At 59.8% G+C, this 16,345-nt stretch carries 12 protein-coding genes; 10 read left to right on the top strand and 2 right to left on the bottom strand.

Annotated features, from left to right (window positions below):
- Positions 1-58: 58 nt before the first annotated feature.
- The 4 genes from cysK to AACY49_RS01255 all read left to right on the top strand — a co-directional run bounded on the left by cysK (position 59) and on the right by AACY49_RS01255 (position 3,593).
- Positions 59-1,033 carry a cysteine synthase A gene (cysK, locus tag AACY49_RS01270; protein WP_258697071.1) on the top strand — a complete coding sequence of 325 codons (975 nt, stop codon included), beginning with the start codon at positions 59-61 and terminating at the stop codon, positions 1,031-1,033.
- Positions 1,034-1,267: 234 nt separating this feature from the next.
- Positions 1,268-2,206 (top strand): aspartyl/asparaginyl beta-hydroxylase domain-containing protein, encoded by a 939-nt coding sequence (locus tag AACY49_RS01265; protein ID WP_339521425.1) that lies wholly within the window; start codon positions 1,268-1,270, stop codon positions 2,204-2,206.
- A 260-nt stretch (positions 2,207-2,466) separates the two neighbouring features.
- A complete protein-coding gene (locus tag AACY49_RS01260; protein WP_165353262.1) occupies positions 2,467-2,631 on the top strand; it encodes a hypothetical protein in 165 nt (54 codons plus the stop codon).
- 98 nt (positions 2,632-2,729) lie between these two features.
- Positions 2,730-3,593, top strand: coding sequence for a DMT family transporter (locus tag AACY49_RS01255; RefSeq protein ID WP_339521424.1), 864 nt, complete (start codon positions 2,730-2,732; stop codon positions 3,591-3,593).
- A gap of 39 nt (positions 3,594-3,632) precedes the next feature.
- Here AACY49_RS01255 and AACY49_RS01250 read toward each other — a convergent pair whose 3' ends face one another.
- Together AACY49_RS01250 and AACY49_RS01245 are read right to left on the bottom strand one after the other, a co-directional pair.
- On the bottom strand, positions 3,633-5,213 hold the full coding sequence (locus AACY49_RS01250; RefSeq protein ID WP_339521423.1) for a sensor domain-containing diguanylate cyclase: 1,581 nt from the start codon (positions 5,211-5,213) through the stop codon (positions 3,633-3,635).
- A gap of 164 nt (positions 5,214-5,377) precedes the next feature.
- A complete protein-coding gene (locus AACY49_RS01245; RefSeq protein WP_258697066.1) occupies positions 5,378-6,286 on the bottom strand; it encodes a DMT family transporter in 909 nt (302 codons plus the stop codon).
- A gap of 129 nt (positions 6,287-6,415) precedes the next feature.
- On the opposite strand from AACY49_RS01245, the gene aceK reads away from it, so the two are divergent.
- The 6 genes from aceK (at position 6,416) to AACY49_RS01215 (ending at position 16,273) form a co-directional block, all read left to right on the top strand.
- Positions 6,416-8,137 carry a bifunctional isocitrate dehydrogenase kinase/phosphatase gene (aceK, locus tag AACY49_RS01240; RefSeq protein WP_339521422.1) on the top strand — a complete coding sequence of 574 codons (1,722 nt, stop codon included), beginning with the start codon at positions 6,416-6,418 and terminating at the stop codon, positions 8,135-8,137.
- 224 nt (positions 8,138-8,361) lie between these two features.
- Positions 8,362-12,273, top strand: a complete 3,912-nt coding sequence (hrpA, locus tag AACY49_RS01235; protein ID WP_339521421.1) for an ATP-dependent RNA helicase HrpA — start codon at positions 8,362-8,364, stop codon at positions 12,271-12,273.
- A 310-nt stretch (positions 12,274-12,583) separates the two neighbouring features.
- Positions 12,584-13,705, top strand: a complete 1,122-nt coding sequence (locus tag AACY49_RS01230) for a beta-ketoacyl-ACP synthase III (protein WP_258697063.1) — start codon at positions 12,584-12,586, stop codon at positions 13,703-13,705.
- Positions 13,706-13,859: 154 nt separating this feature from the next.
- A complete protein-coding gene (locus AACY49_RS01225; RefSeq protein ID WP_339521420.1) occupies positions 13,860-14,471 on the top strand; it encodes an RNA polymerase sigma factor in 612 nt (203 codons plus the stop codon).
- Positions 14,465-14,701: an anti-sigma factor family protein gene (locus AACY49_RS01220; RefSeq protein WP_339521419.1), complete on the top strand. Its 237-nt coding sequence runs from the start codon at positions 14,465-14,467 to the stop codon at positions 14,699-14,701. Before AACY49_RS01225 ends, AACY49_RS01220 begins: the two co-directional genes overlap by 7 nt.
- 228 nt (positions 14,702-14,929) lie before the next feature.
- Positions 14,930-16,273: an OprO/OprP family phosphate-selective porin gene (locus AACY49_RS01215; RefSeq protein ID WP_258697060.1), complete on the top strand. Its 1,344-nt coding sequence runs from the start codon at positions 14,930-14,932 to the stop codon at positions 16,271-16,273.
- Positions 16,274-16,345 lie beyond the last annotated feature (72 nt).

Raw genomic sequence — 16,345 nt, 5'->3', positions numbered from 1 at the left:
ACCACGAGTAACAGGCATACCGTGGAGGGCTAATTCAACGCGGTATAAGGACCCAGCCATGAGCCGTATCTATGCTGACAACGCCCACTCCATCGGCAATACGCCGTTGGTGCAGATCAACCGTATCGCCCCGCGCGGTGTCACCATTCTGGCCAAGATCGAAGGACGCAACCCCGGTTATTCGGTCAAGTGCCGGATCGGCGCGAACATGATCTGGGAGGCTGAAAGCAGCGGTAAACTCAAGCCAGGCATGACCATCATCGAGCCGACCTCGGGCAATACCGGTATTGGCCTGGCATTCGTTGCCGCCGCCCGTGGTTACCGGCTGATGTTGACCATGCCTGCATCCATGAGCATTGAACGACGCAAGGTGCTCAAGGCCCTGGGCGCCGAACTGGTGCTGACGGAGCCGGCCAAAGGCATGAAAGGCGCGATCGAGAAAGCCGCCGAAATCCTCGCCAGCGACCCGTCCACCTACTTCATGCCGGGGCAGTTCGAAAACCCGGCCAACCCGGCCATCCATGAAAAAACCACCGGTCCGGAAATCTGGAACGACACCGACGGCGCAGTCGACGTGCTGGTGGCGGGTGTCGGAACGGGCGGAACCATCACCGGCGTTTCGCGGTATATCAAGAATACCCAGGGCAAACCGATTCTCTCGGTGGCAGTGGAGCCGCGGGTGTCTCCGGTGATCACCCAGGCGATCGCCGGGGAAGAGATCAAACCGAGCCCTCACAAGATCCAGGGCATCGGCGCTGGTTTTGTGCCGAAGAACCTCGACCTGTCGATGGTCGATCGGGTCGAGTTGGTCAGCGACGACGAGTCCAAGGCGATGGCCCTGCGCCTGATGCAGGAAGAAGGGATTTTGAGCGGCATCTCTTGCGGCGCCGCCATGGCGGTGGCTGTGCGGCTGGCCGAAACCCCGGAAATGCAAGGCAAGACCATCGTGGTGATCCTGCCCGACTCTGGCGAGCGCTACCTGTCGAGCATGCTGTTCAGCGATCTGTTTACCGACCAGGAAAATCAGCAGTAGGAGCTGCCGAAGGCTGCGATCTTTTGATCTTGTTTTTGATCTGGAGAGAGAGGGGGTTGATGCAGGTCAGCCCCCGTTCAGGAACCTTGTGTTAATAAGTGTTTATTGCGTAATCCTTAACGTTGAATGTTGAACTATGCGGGTGTTTCCCGAGGCCGGTAGTGTTTATCATGGCCGACTGCCACGTCGGGTAAATGGCGTTGTGCGGAGTTTCCTATTCTCAAGGAGTCGTAGATGAGCTTTTCCTTTGTCGCGAAGGCGTCAGTGTTGCTGCTGTTCCTCGGCAGCACGCTCTATGTGCACTTGCGCGGCAAGGCGCGTTTGCCGGTCCTGCGTCAATTCGTCAACCACTCGGCCCTGTTCGCGCCTTACAACGCCTTGATGTACCTGTTCTCTGGCGTGCCGTCCAAACCCTATCTGGACCGCAGCAAGTTCCCGGAACTGGACGTGCTCAGGGACAACTGGGAAGTTATCCGCGACGAAGCCATGCACCTGTTCGACGAGGGCTACATTCGCGCCGCCGAAAAGAACAACGACGCCGGTTTCGGTTCGTTCTTCAAAAAGGGCTGGAAGCGTTTCTACCTCAAGTGGTACGACAAACCGCTGCCGTCGGCCGAAACCTTGTGCCCGAAAACCGTGGCGTTGGTCAGCGGTATTCCGAATGTCAAAGGCGCCATGTTTGCGCTGCTGCCCGGCGGCAGTCACCTCAACCCGCATCGCGACCCGTTTGCCGGCTCCCTGCGTTATCACTTGGGGCTGTCGACGCCGAACTCCGACGATTGCCGCATTTTTGTCGACGGTCAGGTCTACGCCTGGCGTGATGGTGAAGACGTGATGTTCGATGAAACCTACGTGCACTGGGTCAAGAACGAAACCGAGCGAACCCGGGTCATCCTGTTCTGCGACATCGAACGCCCCTTGAGCAACCGCCTCATGACCCGCATCAACCGCTGGATCAGCGGCTTGCTGGGCCGTGCCACTGCACCGCAGAACCTTGATGATGAACGCGTTGGCGGGATCAACCAGGCCTATGCCTGGAGCAAAAATTTCAGCGACAAATTCAGCGGCGTGATCAAACAATGGAAGCGTCGCAACCCCAAGGCCTACCGCGTCCTGCGTCCGGTGCTGGCGGTGGTGGTGTTGACGTTGTTGGGGTATTGGCTGTTTGGTTGAGGCCGACCCCGGAACAAAATCAGTTCCTCGGAAGTAATGCTGCTCAGTCAAGGCGCGGAACCTGTGGGAGCGGGCTTGCTCGCGAAGACGGCGGCACAGTCAATATTGATGTCGACTGACACACCGCTTTCGCGAGCAAGCCCGCTCCCACAGGGATCGTGCCAGACGCTTAGTCATTGCAATCGATGTCACGCGCTGGTTATAGTCGGCGCTCGGTGGTTTCCTGAGCCACCGTTTCACCCATCAAGAAAAATCAGCCCATGCCTGCTTCCCTCATCAACGCGGTAGTCGATTCAGCGGTCAACGCTGGCGTCGTGCCGTGCGGGAATCAGCAGCCTGCGCAGATCAGTCATTACCCCCCACCTGTCAGTAGCACGCCGGTGTGCGCCGTCGTATCACCGCCGGGCGTTGGCTTCTCGGGCTGATCAGCTTTTTCCGCTGCTCCCCCCTTTGCCCGCCTGAAAAAACTACTGAATTTCAGCTTCGGCTGAGTTGGCTTTTTGCCTGACTACAGGTGGTATTCATGTTTGTCCTTTCGAAAAAGTCCGCGCTTGCGGCGGCGTCCACGTGCCTGTTCGTTCTGCTGTGGAGCAGCGGGGCGATCTTCTCCAAATGGGGCCTGGCCCACGCGTCACCCTTTGCCTTTCTGCTGGTTCGCTTCGCCATCGCTCTGTGCGGGTTGGTGCTGCTGGTGCCGTTGCTCAAGCTGAAACTGCCCAAGGGCGGCAAGCCGATGTTGTATGCGATGGCCACGGGCGTGGTGTTGCTGGGGGCTTATCAGATTTTCTATCTGCTGGCCCTCGACCTGAAGGTCACGCCGGGGATGATGGCAACCATCATGGGCGTTCAACCGATTCTCACCGTGGTGCTGATGGAACGTCAGCGTTCCTGGAGCCGGCTGTTCGGTCTGGCGCTGGGCTTGGCCGGGTTGATCATGGTGGTTTATCAGGGCATCGGGTTGGCTGGCGTGTCGTTGGCCGGAATGCTCTTCGGCCTGTTGGCGCTGGCGAGCATGACGTTCGGTTCGATCATGCAGAAGCGCATCACTGACAATCCCCTGGGCACACTACCGGTGCAGTACCTGGCGGGGTTGCTGCTCTGCGGGATTTTCGTACCATTCCAGCCGTTTCACATCGAACACAGCACAGGGTTCATCGTGCCGGTGTTGTGGATGGGGTTGGTGGTGTCGGTGCTGGCGACGCTGCTGCTGTATCGACTGATCGCCCGGGGCAATCTGGTGAATGTCACCAGCCTGTTCTACCTGGTGCCGGCAGTGACGGCGGTGATGGATTACCTGTTTTTCGGCAATCGGCTGGCGATGTTGAGCTTGCTTGGCATGGGGCTGATCATCGTCGGCCTGGTGTTTGTGTTCCGTAAGCAGGCTTGATCCCGTGATGAGTGCTAGCCGTTGGTCATACCCACGGCTTCACGCGCTGACCACTCGATTGCGGCCAGCCTGTTTGGCGCTATAACTGGCCTGGTCGGCACGGCGCAGCAGCTCTTCGGCGGCGATATCCGTGTTCCAGGTGGCGACACCGAAACTGGCGGTGACGCGCCCGGCGATGGCTATGTCATGGCTGGCCAGGGACTGGCACAACACGTTGGCCAACTGTGCGGCATTCTCCTCTGAAGTGAACGGGCAAAGGATGGCCAGTTCTTCTCCACCGATCCGGCAAAACACGTCGCTGGCGCGCAAGCGTTGGCGGATCCGTGCGCAGGTTTCCTTCAACACCGCGTCACCCACATCATGGCCACATCGGTCATTGATGGACTTGAAGTGATCGAGGTCGAGCATGATCAATGAAAAGCCGGCGGCGTAACGTTTGCCGGTGTCCACCAGGTGCTCCAGAGTACTCATGAAATGACGACGGTTGTAGATACCGGTCAACTCGTCGGTAATGGCCTGGGTACGCAGTTTTTCCTCGCGGTCCTTAAGCTCGGTGATGTCACTGAACGAGCCATACCAGACGCAGCTCTGGTCCGGCTGGCGCTCGGCGTAGGATTCGCCGCGCAGCCAGCGCACGCCCTTGACCGGCAGTATCACGCGAAAATCGCACATCCAGCCTTCGGCGGTTTCCATCGACTTTGCGGTGACTGCCCGGATCATTGGCAGGTCCTCGGGATGCAGTCGCTGGAACAGTGGATTACCGGCGAAATTGACACCAACCACCGCTTCGGCCTTGAGCTCGAAAACGTCTTCGACGCTGCGGCTGCAAAACGAAAAGAAACCGTCGCCAGGCCCCTGCAGGTGGTACTGGTAGAGCACGTTTGGAATGCGTTGGGTCAGTAACGTCAACAGGGCTTTGCTTTCTTTGATCCGGTTGAGCAGCTCGATGCGTTCGCTGACATCGATGATCACGCTGATGTGCTCGACCTGACCGCTATGGGTGTCGGTGAACCGGGCATGGCGCAGCTCGCCGGTGAACCGGCTGCCGTCCTTGCGCCGATAACTCCACTCCGTGGCTTTGCTCGATCCGTTGTCATCGGTGGAGAGCTGGCCGATCAGTTGTTTATCGGTCAGTGACTGGAGCGCCGGGTCGGCGCAGGCAAGACGGCGTGCATCGATCTCTTCCTGCACATGGAGCATCTCGACGTTGTTGCGCCCCAGCATTTCTTCGCGGCTGAAGCCGAACAATGCCTGGGCGCCCTCGCTGAACACCTGTATCCGCCCTTGCGGATCGGTGGTGATGACGGCCACCTGGGTCGCGGCATTGATCAGGTTGGTGATGCGCGCGTTCAAGAAGCTGATCTGGTTTTTCTGTGCGGTCAGTTCCTCGAACCGGGCCCCGGAATGTTTCTGACGTATCCGCGTAGAAACGCCGAGAACGCCGAGTAACAGGGTTCCGACGATCAGTGCCAGTTCGGCATAACGGTGGATCGAAGTCGGATCGGGCAACCAGAGCAACAGGAGGATGGTGCTCAGGCTCAATGTCAGACACAACGACAGCCCGATCAAAAACCGGTCGCCTTTGAGGTGACGGATGGATGGGGGTATCCAGGAATTCATCTTCACCTCGGGAGTGATCTGAAACGCAGTTTGCGTGCCTGCCCCGAAAGGTTCAGTGGTGCCAGCGCTGTGGGCGGATTATCTACACAGCGCCTCGCCGATAGCTAGATACCGCACCCGGTAAACATGACGATCAGCTGTTTTATTTTGGCTTGCCGTACCTTCTACCGCGCAGCCACCTCAACCGGTTTCACCACCGCCGGCTTCAACACCAGCCACAACGCCGCGGCAATCAATACCCCGCCATAGAGGTGCGCCATCGACAGCGGCTCATCCAGCAACAGCGCCCCCCACAACACGCCGAACGGCGGGATCATGAAGGTCACGGTCATCGACTTCACCGGGCCGATCGAGCTGAGCAAACGGAAGTAAATAATGTAGGCGAAGGCCGTGCATACCAACCCCAACCCCAGCAACGACAACCAGACGCTCCAGCCGCCCCAGCTCGCCGGTGGCTGGCTGATCACGCTGTAGCCAAACAGCGGCAGCAAAAACAAGGTCGCGCCGAGCATGCTGCCCAGGGCCGAAAGACGACTGTCGAGGCCGCCGGCCTGATCGAGCCAGCGGCGGGCGAGGAACCCGGCAAAGCCGTAGCAGGTGGTGGCCATCAGGCACGCCAGTGCGCCCATCAGCAGTTCCATGTCGAACGCCACCGGACCTGCACGGGTGAGGACGCCGACGCCGAACAGGCCGAGAAACACCCCACAGACCTTCGCCCCGGTGAGCTTTTCATGGAAGAACAACCCGCCGATCAACACCCCCATCAACGGCGTGGTGGCGTTGAAAATCGCCGAGTAACCGGCCGGCAGCACTTGGGCGGCCACGGAATAGAGGGTCGCTGGAATCCCTGAGTTGATCAGCCCGAGCAGCATCACGGTCTTGAGTTTGCCTTTGAAATCCCAGCTGATGCGCATCAGCCCAAGGATCACCAGCAGCCCGACAGCGGCAATCGACACACGGAAAAAGGCAGTGGGGATTGTGCCAATCACTGGGGCGATAATGCGCATGAACAGAAAGCTCGCACCCCAAATGGCGGCAAGTGACAACAAACGCAGGATATCGACGGGGTTCACAGCACTTTCCTTCCTTGATTGGCGCGCAAGTGTCGCCCCTGTCAGGGCACAAGGCAATGGCTTGCGTTGCGTAACACAGGCCCACTAAGCTCAGGCTCCAACGATAAGAACAGCCGCCGAGGTTTCACCATGCCGCAGCAATGGCCAGCCGCCGACATCGCCCGAATGATCCTCGATGGCTTTGACGATTACCGCGAGCATTTCCGTCAGATCACCGATGGCGCCCGAGCCCGCTTCGAGCAGGCCCAGTGGCAGGAGACGCAAGTCGCTTCGGCAGCGCGGATCAATCTCTACGAAGAAAAGGTCGGCGAAACGGTCGGGCACTTGCATGCGTCGTTCGCCACCGATGTGTTGATGGACGTCAGCAACTGGCCGCTGGTCAAAAGCGCTTACATCAGCCTGATCGACCTGCGTTTCGACGATGAACTGTCCGAGACCTGGTACAACTCGATTTTCTGCGGGCTGTTCAGCCACGACCAGATCAGCGACGGCTGCATGTTCATCCACACCACGCGGCCGAGCCTGCGCCGGGCCCGGGCCGCGCAAACCCGCATCTACAAGCCGCAGGGGCAGTTGTCGGGCATGCTCACCAGCATCTTTGCCGACTACCGCTTCAGTGAGGACTACGCCAATTTGCCCGGCGACCTGCGTCGCCTCGAAGCGCAATTGCGCGAGAACCTGCCGGACTGGGTCTGCAAGGACCCGCAACTGAGTGTCGAGCTGTTTTCCTCGGTGCTTTACCGCAACAAGGGCGCCTACCTGGTGGGGCGCATTCATACCCAGGACGAGCAATGGCCACTGGTGATTCCGCTGCTGCACCGCGAAGGCCGAGGCATTCAGATCGATGCGCTGATCACCGACGAGGCGGAGGTGTCGATCATCTTCTCCTTCACCCGTTCGTATTTCATGGTCGATGTACCGGTGCCGGCGGAGTTCATCGGCTTTCTCAAGCGCATCCTGCCGGGCAAGCACATCGCCGAGCTGTACACCTCGATCGGCTTCTACAAGCATGGCAAGTCCGAGTTCTATCGGGCGTTGATCAACCACCTGGCCAACACCGACGACCAGTTCATCATGGCCCCCGGCGTGCGCGGGATGGTCATGAGCGTGTTTACGCTGCCGGGTTTCAACACCGTGTTCAAGATCATCAAGGACCGCTTCTCACCGTCGAAAAACGTCGACCGTGCCACGGTGATCGAAAAGTATCGCCTGGTGAAGAGCGTCGACCGGGTCGGCCGCATGGCCGACACCCAGGAGTTCGCCGATTTCCGTTTCCCCTTGAGCAAGTTCGAGCCGGCATGCCTGGAGGAGTTGCTTGAAGTGGCGCCATCCACGGTGTCGGTGGAGGACGATACGGTGCTGATCCGCCACTGCTGGACCGAACGCCGGATGACGCCGTTGAACCTTTATCTGGAACACGCCAACGAGGCGCAGGTGCGCGAGGCGCTGGAGGATTACGGTCTGGCGATCAAGCAGCTGGCGGCGGCGAATATCTTTCCCGGCGACATGTTGCTGAAGAATTTTGGCGTTACCCGTCATGGTCGCGTGGTGTTTTATGACTACGACGAAATTTGCTTCCTGACCGAAGCCAACTTCCGCCACATCCCGCAACCGCGTACGCCGGAAGACGAAATGGCCTCCGAGCCGTGGTATTCGATCGGACCGCTGGATGTGTTTCCCGAGGAGTTTCCACCGTTCCTGTTTGCCGATTCCGGGCAGCGGAAATTGTTCGATCAGTTGCATGGCGAGTTGTACAACGCTGATTACTGGAAGGGGCTGCAAGAGGCGATTCGGGCCGGGAAGGTGATTGATGTGTTCCCGTATCGGCGCAAGGGCCTCGATAACGAGTAGCCCACCTGAGTGAACACACTGTGGCGAGGGAGCTTGCTCCCGCTGGGTCGCGAAGCGACCCCAAAACCATCCATCACAGAGATTCAGACAAGCCGCGTTGGCAGGATTACGACTGCTTCGCAGCCGAGCGGGAGCAAGCTCCCTCGCCACAAAAGCGCGTCACTGCGCGCCCCAAATCTGCGACAATCCGCCCCCTGCGCCACTAGACGACTTTTGCGTACCTGATGACTGACGAATCGCCTTCAATCGACAAACTGCTGAAAAACCTCGATCACGCCATGCTCGCCGACCGCCACCGGCTGCGGCGGCAGTTGCTTGAGCTGCGCAAGAAACCGGACGAGGCCAAACTGGCCCAGTGGGTGACGCGCATGCAGGCGTCCTGTGATCAGGTGTTGGCGCGGCGCGCCAGCCTGCCGGTGATTCGTTACGACGACAGCCTGCCGATCGCCGCCAAGCGCGATGAAATCAAAGCGGCGCTGCAAAAGCATCAGGTGCTGATCATTGCCGGCGAAACCGGGTCGGGTAAAACCACCCAGTTGCCGAAGATCTGCCTGGAAATCGGTCGCGGCCAGCACGGTCTGATCGGGCATACCCAGCCCCGTCGAATCGCCGCCCGCAGCGTGGCGAGCCGGGTCGCTGAAGAATTGGCGACGCCGTTGGGCGCGCTGGTCGGCTATCAGGTGCGGTTCGAGGACCAGAGCGATGCCAACACCCTGATCAAATTGATGACCGACGGCATCCTGCTGGCGGAAACCCAGAACGACCGCTACCTCGAACGCTACGACACGATCATCGTCGACGAAGCCCACGAACGCAGCCTGAACATCGACTTCCTGCTCGGTTACCTGAAAACCCTGCTGCCGCGTCGCCCGGACCTGAAAGTCATCATCACCTCGGCCACCATCGACCTGGAGCGGTTTTCCAAGCACTTCGACGATGCGCCGATTGTCGAAGTCTCCGGCCGTACTTTCCCGGTCGAGACCTGGTATCGCCCGCTGACCCTGGAGCAGGACGAGGAGGGCAACCGCGTCGAGGATGACCTGACCGTGGATCAGGCGATCCTCGCCACCCTCGATGAAATCGCCGCGTTTGAACGCAGTGAGCGCAAGAGCCCCGGCGACGTGCTGGTGTTCCTGCCCGGCGAGCGCGAGATTCGCGACGCGGCAGACATGCTGCGCAAGGCCCAGCTCAAGCACACCGAGATTCTGCCGCTCTACGCACGACTGTCGCCGGCCGAACAGCAGCGGATTTTCCAGTCGCACCCAGGGCGCCGCGTCGTATTGGCCACCAACGTCGCCGAAACCTCGTTGACCGTGCCGGGCATTCGTTACGTGATCGACAGCGGCACCGCGCGCATCAGCCGCTACAGCTACCGCGCCAAGGTCCAGCGCCTGCCCATCGAAGCGATTTCCCAGGCCAGCGCCAACCAGCGTAAAGGTCGCTGCGGGCGGGTCGAACCGGGTATTTGCGTGCGCTTGTACAGCGAAGAAGATTTCATCGGTCGGCCGGAATTTACCGATCCGGAGATCCTGCGTACCAACCTTGCGGCGGTGATTTTGCAGATGCTCCATCTGCGCCTCGGCGAGATCACTGATTTCCCGTTTATCGAACCGCCGGATGGCAAAGCCATCAGCGACGGTTTCAACCTGCTGCAAGAACTGTCGGCGGTGGACCGCAACAGTCAGCTGACCCCGCTCGGTCGTCAATTGGCGCGGCTGCCGGTGGACCCGCGCATGGGTCGCATGCTGCTGGAAGCGGCCAAACTCGGCAGCTTGCAGGAAGTGCTGATCGTCGCCAGTGCCATGTCGATTCAGGACCCGCGCGAACGTCCGCCGGAGCGTCAGCAAGCGGCGGATCAGGCCCACGCCCAGTGGAAAGACGTGGACTCGGACTTCGCCGGGCTGGTCAATCTGTGGCGTGGTTTTGAAGAGCAGCGCCAAGCGCTGACTGCCAGTCCGCTGCGCAACTGGTGCCGCAAGAACTTCCTCAATTACCTGCGCCTGCGCGAGTGGCGCGACTCCCATCGTCAGTTGAGCCTGATCTGCCGCGACATGCAGCTCGGCCTCAACAAAGAGCCGGCGGATTACCCGAAACTGCACAAAGCCGTGCTTTCGGGTTTGCTCAGCCAGATCGGTCAGAAAACCGAAGACGGCGACTACCTCGGCGCTCGTCAGCGGCGCTTCTGGATTCACCCTTCATCCGGGTTGGGTAAAAAGCGTCCGCAATGGCTGATGACCGCCGAACTGGTGGAAACCACCAAGCTTTACGCGCGGATGGTCGCCAAGATCGACGCCGACTGGATCGAGCCGCTGGCCGGGCACCTGATCAAGAAAAACCACTTCGAACCCCATTGGGAGAAGAAGCGTGGGCAGGTCGTGGCCTTCGAGCAAATCACCCTGTTCGGGCTGATCGTGGTCGGACGCCGGCCAGTGCATTACGGGCCGGTCGACCCCGTGGTGTCCCGCGAGTTGTTTATCCGCGAAGCCTTGGTGCGTGGCGAGATTCAATCCAAGGCCAAGTGCCTGACGGCCAACCAACAGTTGCTGGAACAGCTCGACGAACTGGAAGCCAAGGCCCGTCGTCGCGATATTCTGGCCGACGAAGAAACCCTGTTCGCCTTCTACGATGCGCGACTGCCGGCAGAGATTCACCAGACCGCCACCTTCGACAGTTGGTACCGGGTCAACAGCCAGAAAGACCCGCAGCTGCTGATCATGCGCGAAGAAGACGTGCTGGCCCGCGAAGCCAGTGAAGTCACCGCCGCGCATTACCCGGACACCCTGCAAATCGGCGATCTGGAACTGGCGCTGAGTTATCACTTCGAGCCCAACCATCCGCGTGACGGCGTGACCTTGCGCGTGCCGGCACCGTTGTTGCCGATGCTGCCGCCGGAGCGTCTGGAATGGCTGGTGCCGGGGGTGATCGAGGCCAAGTGCATCGCGTTGGTCCGTAACCTGCCCAAGGCCCTGCGCAAGAACTTCGTGCCGGTGCCGGACTTCGTCAAAGCCGCGTTACAGCGCATCACGTTTGCCGAGGGCTCGTTGCCCCAGGCGCTGGGCCGCGAGTTGCTGCGCATGACCGGGGCGCGGGTCAGCGATGAGGCCTGGGCCGAAGCGTCGCAGCAGGTCGAAAGCCATTTGCGGATGAACCTGGAAATCGTCGACGGCCAGGGCAAGTTCCTTGGCGAAGGGCGCGATCTGGCCGAGTTGACCGCACGCTTTGCCGAGGCCAGCCAAGCGGCATTAGCCGTACCGCAAACTGCAAAAAGTCAGCAGCCGGTGGAGGCGAAAGTCTTTGCGGCGGTCGCCGAGAAAACCCAACAGAAGATCGCCGGGCTGTCGATGACGGTGTATCCGGCGTTGGTGGAAGAGGCCGGGACGGTCAAGGAAGGGCGTTTCTCGACGCCGGCCGAAGCCGAGTTCCAGCATCGCCGGGCCTTGCAGCGCTTGCTGATGCAGCAACTGGCGGAACCGGCGAAGTTCCTGCGTGGCAAGTTGCCGGGGCTGACCGAGTTGGGCCTGATGTACCGCGAATTAGGGCGCATCGACAGCCTGGTGGAAGACATTCTGCTGGCCAGTCTCGACAGCTGCATCCTCGACGGCGAAGACCCGTTGCCCCGTGATGGCGCTGGCCTGGCGTCGCTGGCCGAACGCAAACGTGGCGCCTGGACCGAGCACGCCGAGCGTCTGGCCAGGCTGACCCTGGAGATTCTCAAGCACTGGCACGGCCTGCAAAAACGCTTCAAGGGCAAGATCGACCTGGCGCAAGCCGTGGCCTTGAACGACATCAAGCAGCAGCTCAGCCATCTGGTGTATCCAGGGTTCGTGCGTGAAACGCCGATGCCGTGGCTCAAGGAGCTGCCGCGTTACCTCAAGGCCGTCGAGCAGCGCTTCGAGAAACTCGGCGCTCAGGTGCAGAAGGACCGGGTCTGGAGCGGAGAATTGTCTGGCCTCTGGAGCCAATACCAGACCCGCGCCAACAAACACGCCCAGGAAGGCAAACGCGATCCGCAGTTGGAGCTTTATCGCTGGTGGCTGGAGGAGTACCGGGTCTCGCTGTTCGCACAGCAGCTGGGGACCAAGGTGCCGATCTCCGACAAGCGCCTGAATAAGCAATGGAGCCAGGTCGAACCTTGATCCTGTGGGAGCGGGCTTGCCCGCGATGGCGGTCTGTCATTCGACATGGATGTTGAATGTGATGGCCTCATCGCGGGCAAGCCCGCTCCCACATTAGATAGGCTGTTGCTCTTGCAAAAGGGGCCAAAAGCCAGCGTTTATGGCAAACTTCGCGCCTATAAACGCCGGCCCCGCGGTTTTGAGCCTCCACGGGCCCGGGCGGATCGGAATAAAGCGATGCCAGGTTTGCGTCCGGAACCTGGGATAGACCCTTTGTGTGTTGGTACGTCGGTGCCAGCGCTTTCTGCCTGAATAGATTAGAGAAACGACCATGCATAACGTCGTCATCAGCGGCACCGGCCTTTATACCCCGGCCAACAGCATCTCCAACGAAGAGCTGGTGCAGTCTTTCAACGCTTACGTCGCACAGTTCAACGCCGATAACGCCGAGGCCATTGAGCGTGGCGAAATCCAGGCATTGACCGAATCCAGCGCAGCGTTCATCGAAAAAGCGTCCGGCATCAAAAGCCGCTTTGTCATGGACAAGGAAGGCATCCTCGACCCGCAGCGCATGGCGCCACGCTTGCCCGAGCGCTCCAACGACGAGTGGTCGGTGCTGTGCCAGATGGCCATCGGCGCGGCCGAGCAAGCCTTGCAGCGCGCCGGCAAGACCGCTGCTGACATCGATGGTGTGATCGTCGCTTGTTCCAACCTGCAACGCGCCTACCCGGCCATCGCCATCGAAGTTCAGGAAGCGCTGGGCATCCAGGGTTTCGGTTATGATATGAACGTTGCCTGCTCTTCGGCGACCTTCGGCATCCAGGCCGCCGCCAACAGCGTGCAACTGGGCCAGGCGCGGGCGATCCTGATGGTCAACCCGGAAGTCTGCACCGGTCACCTGAATTTCCGCGACCGTGACAGCCACTTCATCTTCGGCGATGCCGCCACCGCGGTGATCATCGAGCGCGCCGATCTGGCGACCTCCAAGTACCAGTTCGACGTGGTCAGCACCAAACTGCTGACCAAGTTCTCCAACAACATCCGCAACAACTTCGGCTTCCTCAACCGCGCGGCGGAAGAGGGCATCGGTGCCCCCGACAAGCTGTTCGTCCAGGAAGGCCGCAAGGTGTTCCGCGATGTCTGCCCGATGGTCGCCGAGCTGATCGCCACGCACCTGGAAGAAAACCAGCTCAACGTCAGCGACGTGAAGCGCTTCTGGCTGCACCAGGCCAACCTCAGCATGAACCACCTGATCGTCAAGAAGCTGCTGGGCCGCGAAGCCACCGAAGCAGAAGCCCCAGTGATTCTCGACACCTATGCCAATACCAGTTCCGCCGGTTCGGTGATTTCGTTTCACAAGAATCAGGACGATCTGATCAGTGGTTCGCTGGCCGTGCTCAGCTCGTTCGGCGCCGGTTACTCGATTGGCTGCGTGATTCTGCGCAAGCGTTGATCGGAACTTCTGTCGTTCTTTCCTGCGATTTGTAAGGATTGTTCCTACATTCGAAATAGTCAGGACGCTGTAATTTTCGGAAATGCCAGCAGGACGACGCCTACAGCAAAGTCCTGTTGTTTTCATTTTCGAGGTCAAGACAAGGGGTTTGTTAATGGCGGCTGACGACGCGCAACTGCTCGAGCGCTTGCTGGCAGGTGAGCAAAAGGCTTTCAAAGAGTTGGTCAACACCTATCAAAGCGCAATGCGTGCCGTGGCCTACGCTATCGTAGGTAAGCGGCACGCCGACGAAGTGGTTCAAGATGCCTGGCTGTCGGTTGTGCGTAACCTGGGCAGGTTCGAGGGGCGTTCGAGCCTCAAGACCTGGCTGCTGACCATCACCGCCAACTCGGCCAAGAACCGCTACAAGCAGAACCGCCGGGAGGTGTTGCTCGATGACCTGCCGTCGCCTCACGGCACGGTGGATGACGATCGTTTTTCATCGAGCGATGGGCATTGGCTGGTGGCGCCGTTCGCCTGGCATCAGGACACGCCAGAGGCGCTGTTGATCGAAAGCGAGCTGCGCGAATGCCTGGAGCACACGTTGCTCAGCCTGTCGGAACTGCAACGCAGCGTTTTGTTGTTGCGCGAGCGTCAGGGGCTGGAGTTGGAGGAGATCTGTAATCTTCTGGAAATCTCGCTCTCCAATGTTCGTGTGCTGCTGCATCGGGCACGGTTGAAGGTCTTTGCGACCGTAGAACATTTTGAGGAAACCGGCGAATGCTGACCTGTAAGGAACAAGTGGCGCGCTCCAGTGATTATCTCGATGGGCAATTGAGTTTTCGCGAGAAGCTGCTGATGCGACATCATTTGATGTTTTGCCCCAATTGCCGGCGGTTCATTCGACAGATGCGGTTGATGCAGGCCACCCTGAAGGTGATGCCTGAGCCACCTGTGACTGATCTTGATGCGCTGGCTGACCGACTTGCCAAAGAACATCTGAAGAACAAATCCTGATATCCCCGGCAGTACCCCCTTTATCCGCTCTGGTTTGCGGCTTGCGGCTCATCGCTTGCCGCTGCCCTCGCGTTATTTCAATTCGAAGTAAGAAAGTTCCCCTGTCATAAAATCTTTATCTACCAGCAACCCGGCTGAAATACCCCATCGCCAAGATCCCCTCCCAACACCAGCGGGCCAGCCCCGCGTGTTTCTTACGCCAAGACCACCAATTAGGGGAACTCTTCGATGATCCGTAAGCACTTCGCCGGTTTTGCCGCCAGCGCACTGGCCATGGCAGTAACCGCCCAGGCTTTCGCTGGCACCGTCACCTCTGACGGCGCTGATATCGTAGTCAAAACCAAGGGCGGCCTCGAGGTCGCCACCACCGATAAAGAATTCAGCTTCAAACTCGGCGGACGCTTGCAGGCCGATTACAGCCAGTTCGATGGTGTCTACACCAAAAACGGCGACACCGCCGACGCGGCCTACTTCCGTCGTGCGTTCCTGGAACTGTCCGGTGTGCTGTACACGGATTGGGCTTACACCATCAACTACGACTTCTCCCATAACACCGGTGACTCCGACAACGGCTACTTCGACGAAGCGTCGCTGGCCTACAACGGCTTCAAACCGGTCTCGATCAAAGTCGGTCGTTTCGACCCGGACTTCGGCCTGGAAAAGGCCACCAGCTCCAAGTGGGTCACCGCGCCAGAGCGCAACATGGCGTACGACATGGTTGATTGGGCAAACAGCCACCAGAATGGCCTGGGTCTGCAAGCCTCCAGCACCTTCGCCGATTCGTTCTACGCTTCCGCCGGCGTGTTCAGCAAAGACACCGACGATACCGATGGCAACAGCGTCAAACAGGTCAACGGCCGCTTTGTATTCGCCCCGTTGCATGACGCCGGCAACGTGCTGCACTTCGGTGTGAACGTGGCTTCCCGTGATGTCTCCGACACCGCCTTCGATTCGCGCTATCGCACCCGCATGGGCATGCGTGGCGTTGATACCCTCGGCGGCAACGATGCTGGCACCAACGGCAACCGTCCGGTGCTGGGCGGCAGCGCCACTTCGCCTGCCGGCTCCTATGACCGTGACGACGCTGTCGGCCTGGAAGCCGCTTTCGCCATGGGCCCGGCCTCGATTCAGGGTGAATACATCGCCCGCAAAACCAAGGCCGATGCCAGTAACCTTGAGGACATCAAAGGTCACGGTTTCTACGTTCAGGGTGCCTACACCCTCACCGGTGAAGCCCGTGGCTATAAAGTCGGCAAGTTCGACGCGATCAAGCCAGCCAACAAGTCCATCGGTGCCTGGGAGCTGTTCTATCGCTACGACAGCCTGACCGTCGAAGACGACAACATCACCACCGCCAGCCTGACCCGCGATGTCGGCGATGCCGAAGCTCAGGTGCATACCCTGGGCGTCAACTGGTATGCCAACGAAGCGGTGAAAATCTCCGCCGCCTACCTCAAGGCCAAGACTGACAACGTGACCAATGCCACGGCTGCCAGCGGTACTACCCCGGCACGTCGTACCGGTGATGACAGCGGTGACGGCTTCGTGGTCCGCGCTCAATACGTGTTCTAAATTGCAGCAAACCCTGTACGAGCTCTTTCTTCATCCGTTAAAGCTCCTCTCGTTTTAACCCCGCTTCGGCGG

This window comes from Pseudomonas sp. EL_65y_Pfl2_R96, assembly GCF_963970905.1.
Classification (GTDB): Bacteria; Pseudomonadota; Gammaproteobacteria; order Pseudomonadales; family Pseudomonadaceae; genus Aquipseudomonas.
The sequence above is the reverse complement of the archived record's forward strand: the minus strand, read 5'-3'. Positions and strand labels throughout refer to the sequence as shown.